15 protein-coding genes are annotated in these 16,598 nt (G+C 43.1%); 6 read left to right on the top strand and 9 right to left on the bottom strand.

Going from position 1 to position 16,598, the window contains the following annotated elements:
* Nucleotides 1-62: 62 nt before the first annotated feature.
* Both ACS8FC_RS03895 and lon read right to left on the bottom strand, forming a co-directional pair.
* Nucleotides 63-617, bottom strand: coding sequence for a superoxide dismutase family protein (locus ACS8FC_RS03895; RefSeq protein WP_439261668.1), 555 nt, complete (start codon nucleotides 615-617; stop codon nucleotides 63-65).
* A gap of 354 nt (nucleotides 618-971) precedes the next feature.
* Nucleotides 972-3,428: an endopeptidase La gene (gene lon, locus ACS8FC_RS03890; protein WP_439295942.1), complete on the bottom strand. Its 2,457-nt coding sequence runs from the start codon at nucleotides 3,426-3,428 to the stop codon at nucleotides 972-974.
* 483 nt (nucleotides 3,429-3,911) lie between these two features.
* Here lon and ACS8FC_RS03885 point away from each other — a divergent pair, with 483 nt between their 5' ends.
* Both ACS8FC_RS03885 and bla read left to right on the top strand, forming a co-directional pair.
* Nucleotides 3,912-5,288 (top strand): Na+/H+ antiporter family protein, encoded by a 1,377-nt coding sequence (locus tag ACS8FC_RS03885; protein WP_439295919.1) that lies wholly within the window; start codon nucleotides 3,912-3,914, stop codon nucleotides 5,286-5,288.
* Between the two features lie 149 nt (nucleotides 5,289-5,437).
* Nucleotides 5,438-6,334, top strand: a complete 897-nt coding sequence (gene bla, locus ACS8FC_RS03880) for a class A beta-lactamase (RefSeq protein ID WP_439261666.1) — start codon at nucleotides 5,438-5,440, stop codon at nucleotides 6,332-6,334.
* A gap of 83 nt (nucleotides 6,335-6,417) precedes the next feature.
* Here bla and ACS8FC_RS03875 read toward each other — a convergent pair whose 3' ends face one another.
* Nucleotides 6,418-7,317, bottom strand: coding sequence for a 5-formyltetrahydrofolate cyclo-ligase (locus tag ACS8FC_RS03875; RefSeq protein ID WP_439295918.1), 900 nt, complete (start codon nucleotides 7,315-7,317; stop codon nucleotides 6,418-6,420).
* 195 nt (nucleotides 7,318-7,512) lie between these two features.
* Here ACS8FC_RS03875 and fumC point away from each other — a divergent pair, with 195 nt between their 5' ends.
* From fumC to ACS8FC_RS03860, 3 genes are all read left to right on the top strand, one after another.
* Entirely contained in the window at nucleotides 7,513-8,916 is a 1,404-nt protein-coding gene (gene fumC, locus ACS8FC_RS03870) for a class II fumarate hydratase (RefSeq protein WP_439261664.1), read from the top strand.
* Nucleotides 8,917-8,969: 53 nt separating this feature from the next.
* On the top strand, nucleotides 8,970-9,497 hold the full coding sequence (locus ACS8FC_RS03865) for a peroxiredoxin (protein ID WP_439295917.1): 528 nt from the start codon (nucleotides 8,970-8,972) through the stop codon (nucleotides 9,495-9,497).
* 411 nt (nucleotides 9,498-9,908) lie between these two features.
* A complete protein-coding gene (locus ACS8FC_RS03860; protein ID WP_439295916.1) occupies nucleotides 9,909-10,340 on the top strand; it encodes an ACP-like domain-containing protein in 432 nt (143 codons plus the stop codon).
* Nucleotides 10,341-10,466: 126 nt separating this feature from the next.
* Here the strand turns inward: ACS8FC_RS03860 and ACS8FC_RS03855 are convergent, their stop codons facing one another.
* The 6 genes from ACS8FC_RS03855 to ACS8FC_RS03830 form a co-directional block, all read right to left on the bottom strand.
* A complete protein-coding gene (locus ACS8FC_RS03855) occupies nucleotides 10,467-10,895 on the bottom strand; it encodes an Hsp20/alpha crystallin family protein (protein ID WP_439261662.1) in 429 nt (142 codons plus the stop codon).
* 108 nt (nucleotides 10,896-11,003) lie between these two features.
* Nucleotides 11,004-11,864, bottom strand: coding sequence for a DMT family transporter (locus ACS8FC_RS03850; protein ID WP_439295915.1), 861 nt, complete (start codon nucleotides 11,862-11,864; stop codon nucleotides 11,004-11,006).
* 273 nt (nucleotides 11,865-12,137) lie between these two features.
* Entirely contained in the window at nucleotides 12,138-12,947 is an 810-nt protein-coding gene (locus tag ACS8FC_RS03845) for a MipA/OmpV family protein (RefSeq protein WP_439261660.1), read from the bottom strand.
* A gap of 114 nt (nucleotides 12,948-13,061) precedes the next feature.
* Nucleotides 13,062-13,973 (bottom strand): rhomboid family intramembrane serine protease, encoded by a 912-nt coding sequence (locus ACS8FC_RS03840; RefSeq protein ID WP_439261659.1) that lies wholly within the window; start codon nucleotides 13,971-13,973, stop codon nucleotides 13,062-13,064.
* Nucleotides 13,974-14,030: 57 nt separating this feature from the next.
* Complete coding sequence (locus tag ACS8FC_RS03835; protein WP_439295914.1) at nucleotides 14,031-15,239, bottom strand: alpha-hydroxy acid oxidase; 1,209 nt, start codon at nucleotides 15,237-15,239, stop codon at nucleotides 14,031-14,033.
* Nucleotides 15,240-15,303: 64 nt separating this feature from the next.
* Complete coding sequence (locus tag ACS8FC_RS03830; protein ID WP_439261657.1) at nucleotides 15,304-15,621, bottom strand: glutaredoxin family protein; 318 nt, start codon at nucleotides 15,619-15,621, stop codon at nucleotides 15,304-15,306.
* A gap of 210 nt (nucleotides 15,622-15,831) precedes the next feature.
* Between ACS8FC_RS03830 and mtgA the strand changes: the two genes are divergently transcribed.
* Complete coding sequence (gene mtgA, locus ACS8FC_RS03825) at nucleotides 15,832-16,518, top strand: monofunctional biosynthetic peptidoglycan transglycosylase (protein ID WP_439261656.1); 687 nt, start codon at nucleotides 15,832-15,834, stop codon at nucleotides 16,516-16,518.
* Nucleotides 16,519-16,598: the final 80 nt, after the last annotated feature.

Raw genomic sequence — 16,598 nt, 5'->3', positions numbered from 1 at the left:
AAAAAAACCTCTTAGCATCCTAAGAGGTTTTTTATTGTTGATAAGAGTTAAGCTAAACGTTATTATTTCTTTTCGATGATACCGCAAGCGATACGGTCGCCAGCGTTACCTGCTGGTTGACTGGTATAGTCATCAGCGCCAGCATGAACGATAAAGGCACGGCGATTGACACTGTATTTACCTGTTTGAGCTGCTGAAATTTGCTTGTTCACATAGTTGATAGTGGCAACACCATCTTCGTTGGCTGTTAAGTTAGGCAAGTCACCTGCATGACCGTTCATATCATCTGGGTTAGAGTGGGGGAAGTTATCAGGATTAAAGTGACCACCTGCTGCTTTACCCATATCAGCGCAGCTACCAGTTTCGTGAATATGTAGCGCTACTGTTTTACCTGGTGTCATATTCATAAGCTTACCGTAAACCTGTACACCGCCATCAACAGGGCGCAAGAACACTTGACCAACTTCCTTATTACCATCAACCGTTTTAATCGTTGATTTTAGAGCAGGTTGACTAAACGGATTACCTGTTTGGAGCTGATCTTGTACTGTTTGGCAACCTGTCATTGCTAACGCTGAACCACATAATAAAACACTTGCAAGCATCGTCTTTTTCATTGTTTTCTCCATTTTATTCGGTTATTGAACGTTTTTATTGATAGTTAAGCCTACTATCTATATAGGTTTGTTCTGTACTGTTCGCTCTGTACTACTTACAGACATCACAGTCAGTATAGACAAACATTCGTCATAGTTATTCACCATAAGCGCAACAATCGGTTAATAAATGTAAATAACGTATGGGTTTGAAAAATGAGAACATGAAGTAAGAATAAAAAATATAAGCTACGGTCATTACAGTAGTATCAAAGAGAATAAGTAGGCTTAGCTAAGTAGAAAAGAAACATAAAAAAAGACCGTAATTGATATTACGGTCTTTTTGCATTTATTGACTATTTATAACTTTACAGCTTAATTGTGCAGCGCTTTACCTGCCGTTTTATCAACGGTCACTTTTGCAGGTTTTAGTGGCGTTGGCATACTGACCAGAGCGACCTTTAATATCTCATCAATTGTCGCTACAGGCTGAATGGTTAAGCCTTCTTTGACGTTATCAGGGATATCAGCCAAGTCGCGCTCGTTACTCGCTGGAATCAATACGTGCTTGATACCGCCGCGATGGGCTGCGAGCAGCTTTTCTTTAAGACCACCAATGCGCAAGATTTTACCGCGCAGTGTAATCTCACCTGTCATCGCAATATCTGGACGAATGGCAATACCAGTTAAGGCAGAGACTAGGGCGGTCGTTAACGCACCACCAGCAGATGGACCATCTTTTGGTGTCGCACCCTCTGGCATATGTACATGAACGTCAGTGGTTTTGACAGTCTCATAGTCAATACCTAAGCTATCACCGCGAGCACGAACGACACTCATAGCAGCGCGAATCGACTCTTTCATCACATCACCTAGTGAGCCAGTGAAGCTAAGCTCACCTTTGCCTTTCATGGCTACCGCTTCGATGGTTAATAACTCACCACCGACTTGTGTCCAAGCAAGACCAGTAATACGACCAATTTCAGGGTCTTTTTCGGCCAATCCATAATCGTATTGATGGACACCTAAATAGTCATCGATGTTTTTATCATCGACTACGACCAGTTGACGCTCATCTTTTTTCGGTGCGCGTGCGCCATGGTTCTCAACCGAACCGCGTACGACTTTACGGCAGATTTTATTAACTTCACGCTCAAGGTTACGCACACCTGCTTCACGTGTATAGCTACGTACGATACTGTGCAACGCCGCTTCTACGATTTCAATCTCGCCTTCTTTGAGCCCATTTTGCTTGATCGCTTTTGGTACAAGATATTTTTGCGCGATATTGACCTTTTCTTCTTCGGTATAACCTGGCAAACGGATAACTTCCATCCGGTCAAGAAGGGCAGGCGGGATATCCATGCTGTTAGCAGTACAGATAAACATCACTTGTGATAAGTCTAAGTCCATATCTAGATAATGGTCGTTAAACTTGTCATTCTGCGACGGATCTAACACTTCTAATAGCGCTGATGCTGGATCACCACGGAAGTCTTGTGCCATTTTATCGACTTCATCTAGCAAAAATAGCGGGTTTTTCACCTCTACTTTGGCTAAAGACTGGACGATTTTACCTGGCATTGCACCGATATAAGTACGGCGATGACCACGGATTTCAGCTTCATCACGGACGCCACCAAGTGCCATACGCACAAACTTACGACCAGTTGCTCGCGCAATCGATTCACCCAATGAGGTTTTACCCACACCAGGCGGACCCACGAGACAAAGAATCGGACCGCGCAATTTTTTCACACGCGATTGGACCGCTAAGTATTCTAGAATGCGATCTTTCACATCTTGCAAGCCATAGTGGTCTTCATCAAGCGTGGTCTTAGCTTTTTCTAGATTGATAGAAACTTTGGTGGTCGCATTCCATGGCGTGTCCAAAATCCATTCGATATAGTTGCGTACGACCGATGACTCACTCGATGCAGGCGGCATCATCTTAAGCTTTTTAAACTCTTGCTCCGCCTTCTTACGGACATCATCGGGTAAGTCAGCATCTTCTAGACGCTTTTCAAGTTCAGCGACATCATCATCGCCATCGAACGCGCCGTCATTCATATCAGACAGCTCGTTTTTGATGGCTTTCATTTTTTCGTTTAAGAAGTACTCGCGCTGATTGTCTTCCATTTGCTGACGTACCGCATCTTGAATATCTTGTTCGATATTCTGCTCGGCACTTTGCTTAACCAAATATTCAGTCAAGGTATTGATGTGAGCTTTGATGTCATCATTTTCTAAAAACGACTGCTTGACATCAAGATCCATCGATACCCGAGTTGAGATAAAATAGACCAACTCAAGCAAATCATCAATGCGCTTTGCGACACGAGTAAGCTCACGAGCATTACGTAAGCGTGCATCAGCGTAGCTTTCAAACAAGCTGGTTAAAGCTTGAATGGTATTTTTTTGTTGGCTCTCATCCATTTGTACATCAAGATCAGCGCGCTCAAAGCTTGCCATCAAGACATGGTCATGACTTTGGATGGTATCGACACGCGCACGATATTGACCTTCGATAAGGACTTTAATGCAATCCTCGTCGCTATCATGTGGCATGGTGCTGACGATGCGACACACCGTACCGTATTGGTACAAGTTGTCCTGATCGATATCTTCGGTCAATGAGTCTTTTTGTGCTACGACCAATACTTTATTACCATATTCAGCTTGCGCCAGCTCAACCGCTTGCACGGATGGTGCACGACCGACGAATAGGGCGATTTGCATGTGCGGATAGACCACCACATCTCTAAGGGCCAGAAGTGGCAAATAGTCGTCCTCAGCACTATCGTCTTTGACAACGTCAGATGACGCGCTCAACTCATCTACAGATGAGTTATCTGTTTCGTTATCATGGTCAATAGCAGATGATACATCGATGTCGATGTTGTCTTTATCAATATTATGTTCACTCATATATTTTTCCTCGTTAACCAGACTTGTAAAGTCAAGTTCGTGGTTCATGTTTAGATAAATGGAGTCCCCATAAAAAATTGCAAGGCCTTACTATAGTCAATGCTAAATAAAATCAAGACATCAATAACCATGTAAAACTAAGGCAAATTCTCTTACTTAAACACAGATAATACCGCTTACTTATTTCTCCTTTAGTGAATATCTACTTCATTATCAGAATAGGTTTTACTTGTAAAATCAGGTAAACTGACGCCCGTCTAAAACTGTACTGTCTAAAGTAGAGCGTTTGAGGTACTAGAGTGTTATTTATAAGTTATATAAATTTGTAGGTTTTAAGACATTAACCAGTCTTTATCAGGCTAAAGCAAAGAGCAAAAGGGGTAATACATGGCAATTAACGCAGTATTATTGGCAGTAGTCATTATGCTTGGTCTGTCACTCGCGCGCGTGCATGTGGTGCTAAGTTTATTAATCGGAGCACTGGCAGGCGGACTCATCGCAGGTCTTGGCATTACCGATACTTTAGAGGCCTTTCAAGAAGGCATCCGTAATGGCGCACAAATCGCTCTATCCTATGCGCTACTGGGTGCTTTTGCGGTAGCGATAGCTCATTCTGGTTTGCCGCAGTCACTAGCAGGGACAGTTATCAAACGCATTGACGCGGCGGGCACTGGTGGCATGATTAAGTATATGCTGTTTGCAGGCTTAATCGTCATAAGCTGCTTTAGTCAAAACTTAATTCCTATACACATCGCCTTTATTCCGTTGCTCGTGCCGCCGTTATTACTCGCTTTTAACCGCATGCAAATTGATCGACGCCTGATTGCTTGTTTGCTGACCTTTGGTTTGGTCACCACCTATATGTTTATCCCCTATGGTTTTGGTGATATTTACCTTAATCAAATCATGCTAAAAAACGTCGGTGAAGCAGGTATTGATATCGCTAACATTTCTGTGATTCAAGCAATGGCGATACCCGCGTTAGGTATGTTCATCGGTTTGTTGACAGCAGTCTTTATCAGCTACCGTAAGCCGCGTCAGTATCAACAGGTCGCTATCGATAAAGAAGCTCGCGATACCGCTATCCAAAGTGAAGGGTTAAAAGATGATGAGCTCAGTAAGACAACCGCTGGTGCCAAGGCGCAAAGTAAGTTAAAGACGCTGGTCGCCCTGGTTGCTATTGTGACTGCTTTTGTGGTGCAATTGTATACGGACTCGCTGTTGCTCGGTTCAATGTTTGGCTTTGGGGTCTTTATGGCGACAGGCGTGGTCAAGTGGCGTGATGCCGATACGGTGTTTAATGATGGTATCAAACTGATGGCGATGATTGGCTTTATTATGATTACCGCGCAGGGTTTTGCCGAAGTCATGAAAGCAACAGGAGAGATTGCGCCGCTCATTGATGGCGCGACTAACCTTTTTGCTGGCAACAAAGCCATTGCCGCTTTGGTCATGCTGGGGATAGGCTTGGTGGTCACGATGGGTATCGGCTCGTCATTTTCGACTATTCCGATTATTGCCGCGATTTATGTACCGCTGTGTATCTCTCTAGGGTTTTCGCCTTTGGCAACGGTTGCGATTATCGGTACGGCCGGCGCGCTTGGCGATGCGGGTTCGCCTGCGTCAGATTCGACATTGGGGCCAACGTCTGGTCTAAACATCGATGGGCAGCATGACCATATCAAAGACAGTGTGGTACCGACCTTTTTGCATTACAACATTCCGTTGTTGGTCTTTGGTTGGATTGCAGCGATGGTATTGTAGGCGAATTTTTTTCACATTATGTACATAGTTTAGATACTTCAAAAAGAATGTAAGGCTGCTTGGTTGAATGTCTCACAGCCTCAGGTAAATTGTGCTATGTATAGAAAACCATATACAAAAAATAGACTAAAACGGAATTTCTAATCATCATGTACTTACGTCAAAGCAAGACTAAAATTTTTAGCACACTGCTCGCTATTTTTTGTCTTACACTATCATTACCTAGCAGTGCAGCAGACTCATTGATTGATGCTATCAAAAATGCTGAAAATGAATTAGATGCTCGTATCGGTCTAGCTGTGCACGATTTAGAGACCGAACAACGCTGGGAGTATAAAGCTGATGAACGTTTTCCTTTGAGTAGTACCTTTAAAACTCTCGCTTGTGCTAATGTCCTTCATAACGTTGATATGGGCCAAGAAAAAATAGATAGAATCGTAAGGTTCTCTAAAAGCAATCTGGTTACGTACTCTCCTGTCACAGAAAATCAGGTAGGCAAGAAAGGTATGTCTCTTGAAGCGTTGTGTCAGGCAACGCTGTCAACCAGTGACAATTCAGCGGCTAATTTTATTTTGCAAGCCATCGGCGGACCTCAGTCTCTCACTCAGTTTTTGCGTTCCATTGGTGATGATAAAACGCGACTTGATCGCTGGGAAACCGAACTGAATGAAGCAAAACCTAAGGATAAAAGAGATACCACCACACCAATAGCAATGATCGCGACACTTGAAAAGTTAGTGCTTGGAAAGGCATTGTCTACAGAGTCTCGGCAAAAATTGCAATCTTGGCTAAAAGCTAATGAGGTAGGTGATGCGCTTTTTCGTAAAGGGGTTCCAAGTGATTGGATCATAGCAGACAGAACAGGTGCTGGCGGCTATGGATCACGTGCGATTACGGCGGTCATGTGGCCTCCAGGTCGCAAACCTATTGTCGCGGCTTTATACATTACAGAGACCGATGCCTCGTTTGAAGAAAGGGATGCTTTGATTGCGAAAATCGGGACAGAAATAGCAAAAACAGTGTTAGTAGAGCGTCCTCTTAAATAATCTATTAATAATAAAAGGTGAGTATAGATAGCAATCATGCTCACCTTTTAGCATTTTCATTCATTGTTTAAACGGCACATTTTTTAATACTCATCATCAAAATCCTTAATTTCACTATTTAAGCCTCGCAAAAACTCATCACTTTGCGCTAGTAACTCATTCAAACGCGCCTCATTAATGACCCTTGCCAACTCATCACCGCTAAACACCTGTTCTTGACTGTAGTACAGTATTTCCCTAGCGTCATCACTCCCTAATTCTTTTAAGTACGTATCAACCGTATCAGCGCTAGATGTTTTTTCCCCAACGCTATCATTAGCTTTTGCATTATTACTAAACCACCTTATACCGCTTGGCGTTATCAAGCCATCTAACGGCACATCCCAAGGTTGTCGCTCGAGCTGTTCTACTACTTGAAAATCATAGCACCAGCCGATTTTTAAAGGTCTTTTTGAGCCTGAGCGGTAGCTGTTGCCAAGGGTGGTATCGTAAAAGCCGCCGCCCATGCCCATACGATTACCACTTTTATCAACTGCCACTAACGGACAGATAATGATGTCTAATTCGCGCTCCCAAAGTAGCCTGCGATGATGGTTTTGTTTCATACCTAAGCTGTGAATCCTTGTCGGCACGTTTACCAGTTTAGAATGATAAATCGGTACAAAGCGCAGGTGTTTATCAATATTGCCTGTAGCATCACGACCAAACGAACCAACGACTGGCAAATAAGGTAGATAGCCTAAGCGCTCGCACCAAGAGAGTAGTGGCTGAGTCGGCAACTCTCCAAAGCCACTATAATATAAGCCAATACGCGCACGCGGAGGCAAGCGCTGTTGCAACTTGACTAAGTGCAAGCTTGCCAAGCGCGCGTATTGTCTGCGCTCGCCATCTGTTAACTGGCGACGCTGGCGGGTAAATTGCCGTCTCGGTGGATTGCTAGGTTTAGACTGTTTCGATTCAATATTTTTGGATTTAGGATGCATAAATATACTATCCGGTAATGTATTGATTTGATGGTAGTTGATACTTTTAGACGCCAGTTAGACTTATGGACTTGGAGAAATTTGTCTTAAGTCATGCTATCATAACGGCACTTTAAAACGTATTCTCCTTTATGTGCAGCGTATTTTGCACTTTTTTCGAAGCAGCTATACAACAAACCATCAAAGAGGGTAGTTATGTCGACACAGAATCAGGCAACTCGTACCGAAAAAGATACCATGGGCAACGTGGAAGTGCCAAGTGAGGCTTATTGGGGCGCGCAAACTCAGCGTAGCCGTGAGAACTTCAAAATCGGTGGCGAGACCTTGCCGCGTCCGATGATTGAAGCGATGGCTTTAGTCAAAAAAGCCGCTGCGATTACCAATGCAGGTCTTGAGCGTATCGAAGGTGATAAGCGCGACCTAATCGTGCAAGCCGCTGACGAGATTATCAACGGTGGTCTAACGGATCAGTTCCCATTGGTGGTATGGCAGACGGGTTCTGGTACGCAGTCAAACATGAACATGAACGAAGTACTCGCCAACCGTGCCAATGAAATCGCTGGTTCTGAGCGTGGCAGCTACGCACCGATTCACCCAAATGATCATGTCAACCATGCACAGTCTACCAACGACAGCTTCCCAACGGCGATTCGTGTGGCGGCTGCTCGTCAAATCAACAGCTTGCTTATCCCAGCGGTAAAAGCACTACGCGATACGCTAGATGCTAAAGCCAAAGAGTTTGATAGCATCGTCAAAATTGGTCGTACGCATTTACAAGACGCCACACCTTTGACCCTAGGTCAAGAGTTTAGCGGCTATGTCAGCCAACTTGACCATGCATTAACGCGTATCGACAATGCGCTACAGGGTCTATATGAATTGCCACTAGGCGGTACAGCGGTTGGTACCGGTCTGAATGCCCATCCTGATTATGCAGTAAAAGCTGCTGAGCAATTATCAACCTTGACTGGCCTACCGTTCGTCACTTCACCAAATAAATTTGAAGCGCTAGCGGCTCGTGATGCCGAAGTATTTGCTTCAGGCGCACTCAAAACCCTAGCAGGTAGCTTGAACAAAATCGCTAACGATGTACGTTGGTTGGCATCAGGCCCGCGCTGTGGTCTAGGCGAATTAACCATTCCTGAGAACGAGCCAGGTTCCTCTATCATGCCGGGTAAAGTCAACCCAACACAGTCAGAAGCGATGACGATGGTTGTTGCTCAAGTGATGGGTAACGACACGACTATCAGTATGGCTGGCGCGTCAGGTAACTTTGAGCTCAACGTTTATAAGCCTGTTATCGCTTTTAACTTGTTGCAATCTATCCAACTATTGGGTGATGCGTGCAACAGCTTTAACGATAATTGCGCCGTTGGCATCGAACCAGTCAAAGAGAAAATCGATGACTTTTTGCACAACTCATTGATGCTGGTTACCGCATTGAACCGTCATGTTGGTTATGAAAATGCGGCAAAAATCGCGAAGACAGCTTATAAAGAAAACAAAACTTTGAAGCAAGTGGCGGTTGAACTCGATTTAATGACCGAAGCACAGTTTGATGAGTGGGTCACGCCAGAAGATATGGTACATCCTTCTTAATGTAAAGTTTATCTGGATAAATAAAAAGACAATAACCTAAATCGGAGTAAATAATGATTACCCATGTACCTGATGTGACTTTTAAAACTCGTGTTCGTGATGAATCTATCGGAGGAGACAATCCCTTCACATGGTATGACCTAACCACAGATGAGTTATTTGCCAATAAAAAAGTGGTTGTGTTCTCACTACCAGGTGCCTTTACGCCAACGTGTTCGACCAGCCATCTACCTCGTTATGAAGAGCTTTATGATGAGTTTAAGGGGTTAGGTGTAGATGAAATAGTTTGCATTTCTGTCAATGATGCTTTTGTCATGTACCAATGGGGTCTCAAGCAAAACCGCGAAAACGTATTCTTGCTGCCTGATGGTAATGGTGAGTTCACTCGTAAAATGGGTATGCTTGTTGATAAGAGTAATCTTGGCTTTGGTATGCGATCATGGCGTTATTCGATGCTCGTCGACAATAAAGCCATTAAAAAAGTGTTTAAGGAACCTGATTTTGGCGATAACTGCCCAATCGACCCCTTTGAAGTATCAGATGCAGACACTATGTTAGAGTATTTGAAAAGCAAAGCTTAGGGTCTGTTGAACATTCAGTTAGTAGGTTGAGTTAGTAATAGCGTAACCCACCGAGTGTATTTGAACAAAAGAAAGTATTTGAATAAAAAAGACCTTGCCATCCTTTATAAATGGGTGTGCAAGGACTTTTTTTGTCTATTAATTGAAGTACCTACACCATGCGAAACAATGTCTTACCCTTGGTTAACAAGCGCACCCATAGTTATAACAACCCAAACTAAAATTTTGGTTAATATAGTCATATAAACAGTACGAATAAATAGCAGTTTTTGACTTTAAATCGTTCAATAACAATAAAGACTGTAGGCGTAAGCTAATTAGAACAACTAAAACAGCTCGCTTATATAATCTATAATCCCTGCTTACAGTTATCTGTCTATAAGCATTCTAATCATTTAATTGAGGTCTATTATGAAAAATTTAACCGCAGCAGTATCGTCGGCCGCTATTATGATGGTGGCGTTAGGGTCAGGTTCAGCGATAGCATACTCAGACAATGTGATGGAGCCAAGCGAAAGCTATGATACGGCTATCAAGCACAGACAAGTCAACTACACTTGTCAAAACAATAAGAAAGTCAGCGTAACTTATGGTTTTAACAAGCAGTATCTACCGACCTTTGCAGAGGCCAATCTAAATGGCAAAAAAAGATTTTTACCAATTAACTTAGGTCGTTCTGACAATGTCGGTACGGTGTTTGGTGACGAAGAAAACTTTAGTATCATGACAGGACCTTTACGTTTAAATAATTATCATAAGTCCTCGGCCAATATCCAAAACGCTAAGAGCGAGATACTCTATAAAGGCTGTGATGTCGCCTCTATCGTTAAGCTTAAAGGCTAGTTGCGGCAGCTTGATACATTTACGACAAAAGCTAAATTACAAAGTCTCGTTTTTATAAAAAAAGGCACATGAATCATCATGTGCCTTTTGAATTTAACTAGCTTTCTTATTAAAGCTTATCTGGCTTTATTTAATTTCAAGCTTTTTGCGCTCTGAGCTGGTCTCTTTTGGTAGTACCAGTTCTAATATGCCGTTTTCATAAGAGGCTTCTGCTGCATCAACCTTTACTTTGGATGGCAATTGGAAGCTACGCGATACTGAGCCAAAGTAGCGCTCGCTGCGTAGTATCTTGTCGCCGTCTTTTTGCTCGTCGTGCTGCGCAATCTCAGCGCTGATAGAAACGATATCTCCGGTAATAGACAGGTCGATATCTTCTTTGGCAACGCCAGGTATCTCAGCGTTTACATGGAACGCATCATCTTTTTCACTAACATCAATCTTGATTTGGCTAGCATTAGGGAGCGCTTCACCATGCAGCGGACGCATCACAAAGCTAGGTGCCATCTCATCAAAGAAGTTGTCAAAGATTGAATTGCGTGTAACAAGTTTACTCATAACAGTCTCCTTATCATTGATTGTTTACTGTGTATCTAACCTACTATATATATAAAGGTAGGCTATATAATTTCAAGGGTTAATTTTAAGATGTTATGGTCTAATATATTAATGAGGAATTTTGTCTTTATCTATTCTTCTAGAATAGATATTTAACGAATTACCAGCGACAATAAGCAAAATGCCTATCAATAAGGCAACGCTAAAACTTTCAGAATATAAAAGCACGCCAACGATTGAAATTAGGGGTAACCTAAATAAATCCATAGTCACGACGAATGTGACCTCTGCGTATTGCATAGCTCTAGTCATACAATAATGTGCCGATAGCGCCGTTACACCTATAATTATTAGCCATGGCCACTGAATACCTACTGGCGTCGTCCACCCGTCGAGAAATAACAGCAGTCCCAAAGGCGCTTGTATAAAACACATCATAAAAATAATCGTGATTGGGCTATCCGTATTAGATAACGATTTTGTGGCCACATGAGAAAAGGCATAACAGATGGCTGCACTCAACACGATTAGTGACGCATAGTGAGCAACATCTAAGCTAGGTTGAACGATGACTATTATCCCAAGAATGCCTAATAGTACGGCAATAACTTTTTTTACCGTGATAGATTCTTTTAAGAAGAAATACGAGATGATTATCGTCCAAAAAGGGACAGTGAATTCAATAGCAAAAACGGTAGCTAGGGGCAGTAGTCCTATGCCTAAGAACCAACCGTATTGTCCCGCGAAATGAAATAGGTTCCTTACTAGGTGTAGTTTGATACGTGTGGGAAATGAGAAACGCGCCTTCTTCAACAGCAGTACGATTGGCAATAGTACCAATAGGCCGACGATACTTCGGAAGAATAAAATCTGAAAAACACCGATTTCACTATTAAGCTCACGAGCACCAATAGCCATTAAACAAAATGAGGTGAGTGCTCCAATCATCCAAAGGGTAGCGTGGAACATAATGGTGCAATCCTTTATATAAAATCAAATCTAGAGTTTATCTTATAGTTAATTTACTCTAAGGATGTTACGGCGAGGTTGATAGATATCTTCGCAGCCTCTGTTTGCGTAGTCACAGCAAGCAAGTAAATTTCTATCAACCTCGCATTCAGATAAAGTACATGACACTTTTATTTTGTACGAACTATATAGGCTAGTGTCTCATATCAACGAATTAGCACAATAAAAAAGCCAAGCAAAATGCTCGGCTTTTTCTATCACATTTCCAAAATTCTAAAACTTATAAAGCAAACCAAGCGTCGTACGAGACTCAGTGCGCGAGTCAACCATCGGGCTGTCGTATTGCTCATCCGATAGATAGCTTAAGCTCTGATTGGCAAAGCCTGCCCAGCGCTCATTAAAGTCATAGTTGGCACTGATGTTGATGTAGGGGTTAAAGCTTGAATCAGGTGAGTATGAGTCAACCCCAGTACGTGCTGATTCTTCATCGCTGACACCATAATAATATTCATTATAGTCTTCGTTATTCCACTCAATACCGATACTTGGATAGACCGTCAGCTTGTCTTTGCTATATTTGGCAAGGTAAGTTAAGCGGCCAAATGTACCATCACTACGATCTAAGACGTCAGTGGCGATTTGCCCACGCAAGCCACCGATAGGTGTACGGCGTAAATAAGTGAGACCCGCAGCGGCTGAAGCTTTACGTTTATCGAGACCTTGAAGCGCACCATTGGCGTCATCAGGATCAAACTCCATACCTGCCAGCTGCGCATAAGCTGATAGCTGGTTGGTCCCATCATTGATGATATACGCACCAGCTTGAGCACCGCGTGCATAAATCTTATTGTTATCATAAAAAACGCCTGGCAATACACGTACTTCGGTATTGTCGTCTAAGTCATAAGCTGAGTTTACCGCCATGACATTGACCCCAACGCTTAGTTCAGCGTCTTGGTCGGCAGGTAGATTCTTAAAAGGAGCCGCACTGGTCAAGCTAGCCACACTAAGTAATGCAGTCGCTGTTAAAGTACTAAACAGAACTTGCTTAGTGTTATTAGAAAGTGCTGCAATTTTGAACATAATGGAATCTCGTTAGTGAGTGAAAATGATCGGATAGAAAAAAGCGAGTAGGGCAAACTATATTAATCTGCTGCTTTTGTGAGCTATCTAGCAATAATAAATAAGTATGACAGTTTACTCAATGGTTTTTAGTACTTGTAATATTTGCTGATGAATATCTTGCCACCACCAGATAAAACCTGCGCTAATAAGTAGCATTATAAGCCATGGAAGTAGCTGCCATATCAGCGCAGGTTTAGTAGGAGTTTCTAGCGAGATAGAGTAGCTGCCAGATGGTTCATGGTTGATAGTAGTATTTATAGGATCAGCGGTAGCAGGATAGACAGTATTTGTATCCTGAGTATCGCCATACTCAGGCACGTCATAAGTATGAGAGTAGGTCATCGGTGCCATTGATGAAGTCATACGTTGACGATGAGCAAGCGCAAATCCAAAGGCGATAAGCAGTCCAGTAATAGCCCCACCAATATGACCGGCGTTATCAATACCCGGTACCGCAAAACCATACACAAGATTAATACCCATAATAAATACTAGGCTTCTTAAATTGAGAACCATACCGTTAACAGATATTTTAAATAGCGCGGCTATCAAGAGTGCAGCGCCGATACCCATGATACCACCAGAGGCCCCAGCTGATAGACCCGGTTGTCCTGTACCATCCAAAATACCTTGCCACGTCACGTAATTGTTTAGCAAATTACCACCGATGGCCGACAGCAAAAATAACGCCAAAAATCTGGCTGAGCCAAACATCGGCTCTGCAACTTGACCAAAAAAGTACATAGCAAATCCATTAAACAGTAAATGCATGAGGCCAATGTGCAAAAACGCACTACTTACCAGCCGCCACGGATCATCAACCATGGTTAATGGCAACGCATTGGCACCCCAGTTTAGCAGCGCTTGCGTCGAGGGATTATTGGCATCAACACCCGTCAACACTTGCACGATAAACAGTCCAATGAAACTGACTAATAATAAGGTGCTAACGGGCGCGGTCTTTAACAATTGCTGTATGGTCATAAAACGAAGTATCAATTAAAAATGATGAATAAAATGGTGAGTATACGAAGCTAAGCGCTACCAGCGTAACGGTGAGATATAAGGCTGAGATGATTTGAGCTGCTCATAAGTGCCTTTGACTAAAATATCGTCAGCCACCTGATTAATATTAGTATGACCGCAGAATGCCATGCTGATATCACATTCTTTATAGATGATCTCAAGGGCGCGGCGCACTCCATCTTCACCATAAGCACCAAGGCCATACAAGAATGCGCGCCCAATCATGGTGCCTGTTGCACCCAGTGATATAGCTTTTAATACATCTTGGCCCGAACGAATACCGCTATCAAGCCACACCTCGATATTACTGTTTTCGGCACGAACCGCTTGGACGATATCGCTTAAGGCAGCGATGGAAGAGGGCGCACCGTCTAATTGACGGCCACCATGGTTTGAGACCACCAATGCATCCGCGCCGCTACGAGCCGCCATGATAGCGTCTTCAGGATCCATAATACCTTTGATAATCAGCTTGCCGCCCCACATGTCTTTAATTCGCGCCACATCATCCCAGCTTAAGCGTGGATCAAACTGCTCTTCTGTCCAAGCGGTTAGAGACGACAGATCGTCCACACCTTTAGCATGACCGACGATATTGCCAAAAGTATGACGTTTGGTGCCCAGCATATTCATACACCATTGCGGTTTGGTCATGAGATTGACGATATTGGCGAAAGTAGGTCTGGGCGGCGCAGATAAGCCGTTTTTGATGTCTTTATGGCGCTGACCAAGCACTTGTAAATCAGCCGTTAATATGAGTGCTGAGCAATTGGCATCTTTGGCACGTTGAATGAGATTGGACACATATTCTTGATCGCGCATGACATAGAGCTGAAACCAAAACGGCGCGCTGGTATTTTCAGCGACGTCTTCGATAGAGCAAATACTCATGGTTGATAGTGAGAACGGCACACCAAACTTTTCAGCTGCACGCGCTGCATGAATCTCACCATCCGCCCACATCATGCCAGTAAACCCAGTTGGGGCAATGGCTACTGGCATCGACGCCGGCGTACCTATCATATTGGTTGCAAGCGAGCGTCCTTCCATATTGACCAGCACTCGTTGGCGCAGCTTAATACGGTCAAAGTCGCTCTCATTGTTGCGATAAGTGGTCTGCGTCCATGAGCCTGAATCGACATAATCATAAAACATACGCGGTACTTTACGCTCAGCGACTCGGCGCAAGTCTTCGACTTCTGTTACTTTTTTTAAATCTTTCATAGGTCTCTCATCCATAAGATCTGATGATAAAGTTACAGTTATTAGTGTTGTTAATTGGAATAAATCATTTATAGGTAAGTAACTGCTGCAAATCCATGACTGAAAATGGATAGTCTAATCGTTTTGATGATGTCAAAATTACTGGAATGCTGGTGGCAAACTCCATCATCAAGTCCTCAGGAAAATCTGCAATATCAACATACTGATACTCAATAGGTTGTACCGCCTGAAAACGCTTTATCAATTGCTCAGCGACATCACATAGATGACAGCCAGAAGTACCCAGTAACCACCAGTTATCAGAGTTTTTAGCGCAGTCAAGACTTGGGTCCGCATTAATAACGCGTGCACGCAATACCTGTATAGGGCGATCGTTATGCATAATTACTCTCTTAATTACTCGCTTAGCTTTATACTTGTCACAAACGACTTATTCTAAACGTGATCATCAACCATAATATGTTTTAGCAATCAACACATAATAAAGAAAAAGGGTAAGTAATGACAGCGATTGTGAGATTAGGTAAGATAGCTTGCTACTAATCAATAGCTGACAACTTTTATTATTTCTCATTATTTGGATATTTTGCGCATGGCAAGTTTTGGCAAGTTTATTAAACGATTATTACTGGCGCTGATGTTGTTGGTGGTAGCGTTCCATGTACTGGTGGCAGGTTTACTATTGATTTGGAAAACGCAGCCAGTCAATAACAGTATGTTTATGCTAACCCATCGACTCACAGGCGGCGCAGTGACGCAAACTTGGGTAGAGTATGATGACATTGCCAAATCTGCCAAACAAGCGGCGATTGTCAGTGAAGATTCGACATTTAGTCAGCACAATGGTTTTGATCTCAAAGGTATAGAGGCGGCACGCAAAAAAAATGAAGAGACAGGTAAGATGTCCGCTGGTGGCTCAACGATCAGTCAGCAACTGGCAAAGAACTTGTTTTTGACCTCGCATCGCTCCTATATTCGTAAAGGCGAAGAGGCAGTCGTGACTGTTATGATAGAGAGCTTATGGGATAAGCAGCGTATTTTGACCGCGTACCTAAACGTGGCAGAGTTTGGTAACGGTATTTATGGTATCGAGGCCGCAGCGCAGCACTATTTTGATAAATCCGCTGCCAATCTGAATCGCGATGAGTCAGCATTACTCATCAGTATGTTGACCAATCCCAAATACTATGAAGACAATCAAGGCGATAGACGTCTACGTAACAAGCAGCGGATTATCAAAAAACGTATGAAAAATGCTGTCTTGCCGCAAGCAGCATAGCTTAATAAAAGCAAAGTCTGACTATCAATGACAAAGCTTGCTGGCAATGACAAAGCGCACTGGAATAAAGGTTTAGCCAC

This window comes from Psychrobacter sp. 1Y4 (assembly GCF_051847555.1).
The sequence above is the reverse complement of the archived record's forward strand: the minus strand, read 5'-3'. Positions and strand labels throughout refer to the sequence as shown.

Coding starts and splice junctions, on each gene's coding strand:
- ACS8FC_RS03895 (WP_439261668.1), bottom strand. CDS start 617: ATGAAAAAGACGATGCTTGCAAGTGTTTTATTATGTGGTTCAGCGTTA.
- ACS8FC_RS03885 (WP_439295919.1), top strand. CDS start 3,912: ATGGCAATTAACGCAGTATTATTGGCAGTAGTCATTATGCTTGGTCTG.
- bla (WP_439261666.1), top strand. CDS start 5,438: ATGTACTTACGTCAAAGCAAGACTAAAATTTTTAGCACACTGCTCGCT.
- ACS8FC_RS03875 (WP_439295918.1), bottom strand. CDS start 7,317: ATGCATCCTAAATCCAAAAATATTGAATCGAAACAGTCTAAACCTAGC.
- fumC (WP_439261664.1), top strand. CDS start 7,513: ATGTCGACACAGAATCAGGCAACTCGTACCGAAAAAGATACCATGGGC.
- ACS8FC_RS03865 (WP_439295917.1), top strand. CDS start 8,970: ATGATTACCCATGTACCTGATGTGACTTTTAAAACTCGTGTTCGTGAT.
- ACS8FC_RS03860 (WP_439295916.1), top strand. CDS start 9,909: ATGAAAAATTTAACCGCAGCAGTATCGTCGGCCGCTATTATGATGGTG.
- ACS8FC_RS03855 (WP_439261662.1), bottom strand. CDS start 10,895: ATGAGTAAACTTGTTACACGCAATTCAATCTTTGACAACTTCTTTGAT.
- ACS8FC_RS03850 (WP_439295915.1), bottom strand. CDS start 11,864: ATGTTCCACGCTACCCTTTGGATGATTGGAGCACTCACCTCATTTTGT.
- ACS8FC_RS03845 (WP_439261660.1), bottom strand. CDS start 12,947: ATGTTCAAAATTGCAGCACTTTCTAATAACACTAAGCAAGTTCTGTTT.
- ACS8FC_RS03840 (WP_439261659.1), bottom strand. CDS start 13,973: ATGACCATACAGCAATTGTTAAAGACCGCGCCCGTTAGCACCTTATTA.
- ACS8FC_RS03835 (WP_439295914.1), bottom strand. CDS start 15,239: ATGAAAGATTTAAAAAAAGTAACAGAAGTCGAAGACTTGCGCCGAGTC.
- ACS8FC_RS03830 (WP_439261657.1), bottom strand. CDS start 15,621: ATGCATAACGATCGCCCTATACAGGTATTGCGTGCACGCGTTATTAAT.
- mtgA (WP_439261656.1), top strand. CDS start 15,832: ATGGCAAGTTTTGGCAAGTTTATTAAACGATTATTACTGGCGCTGATG.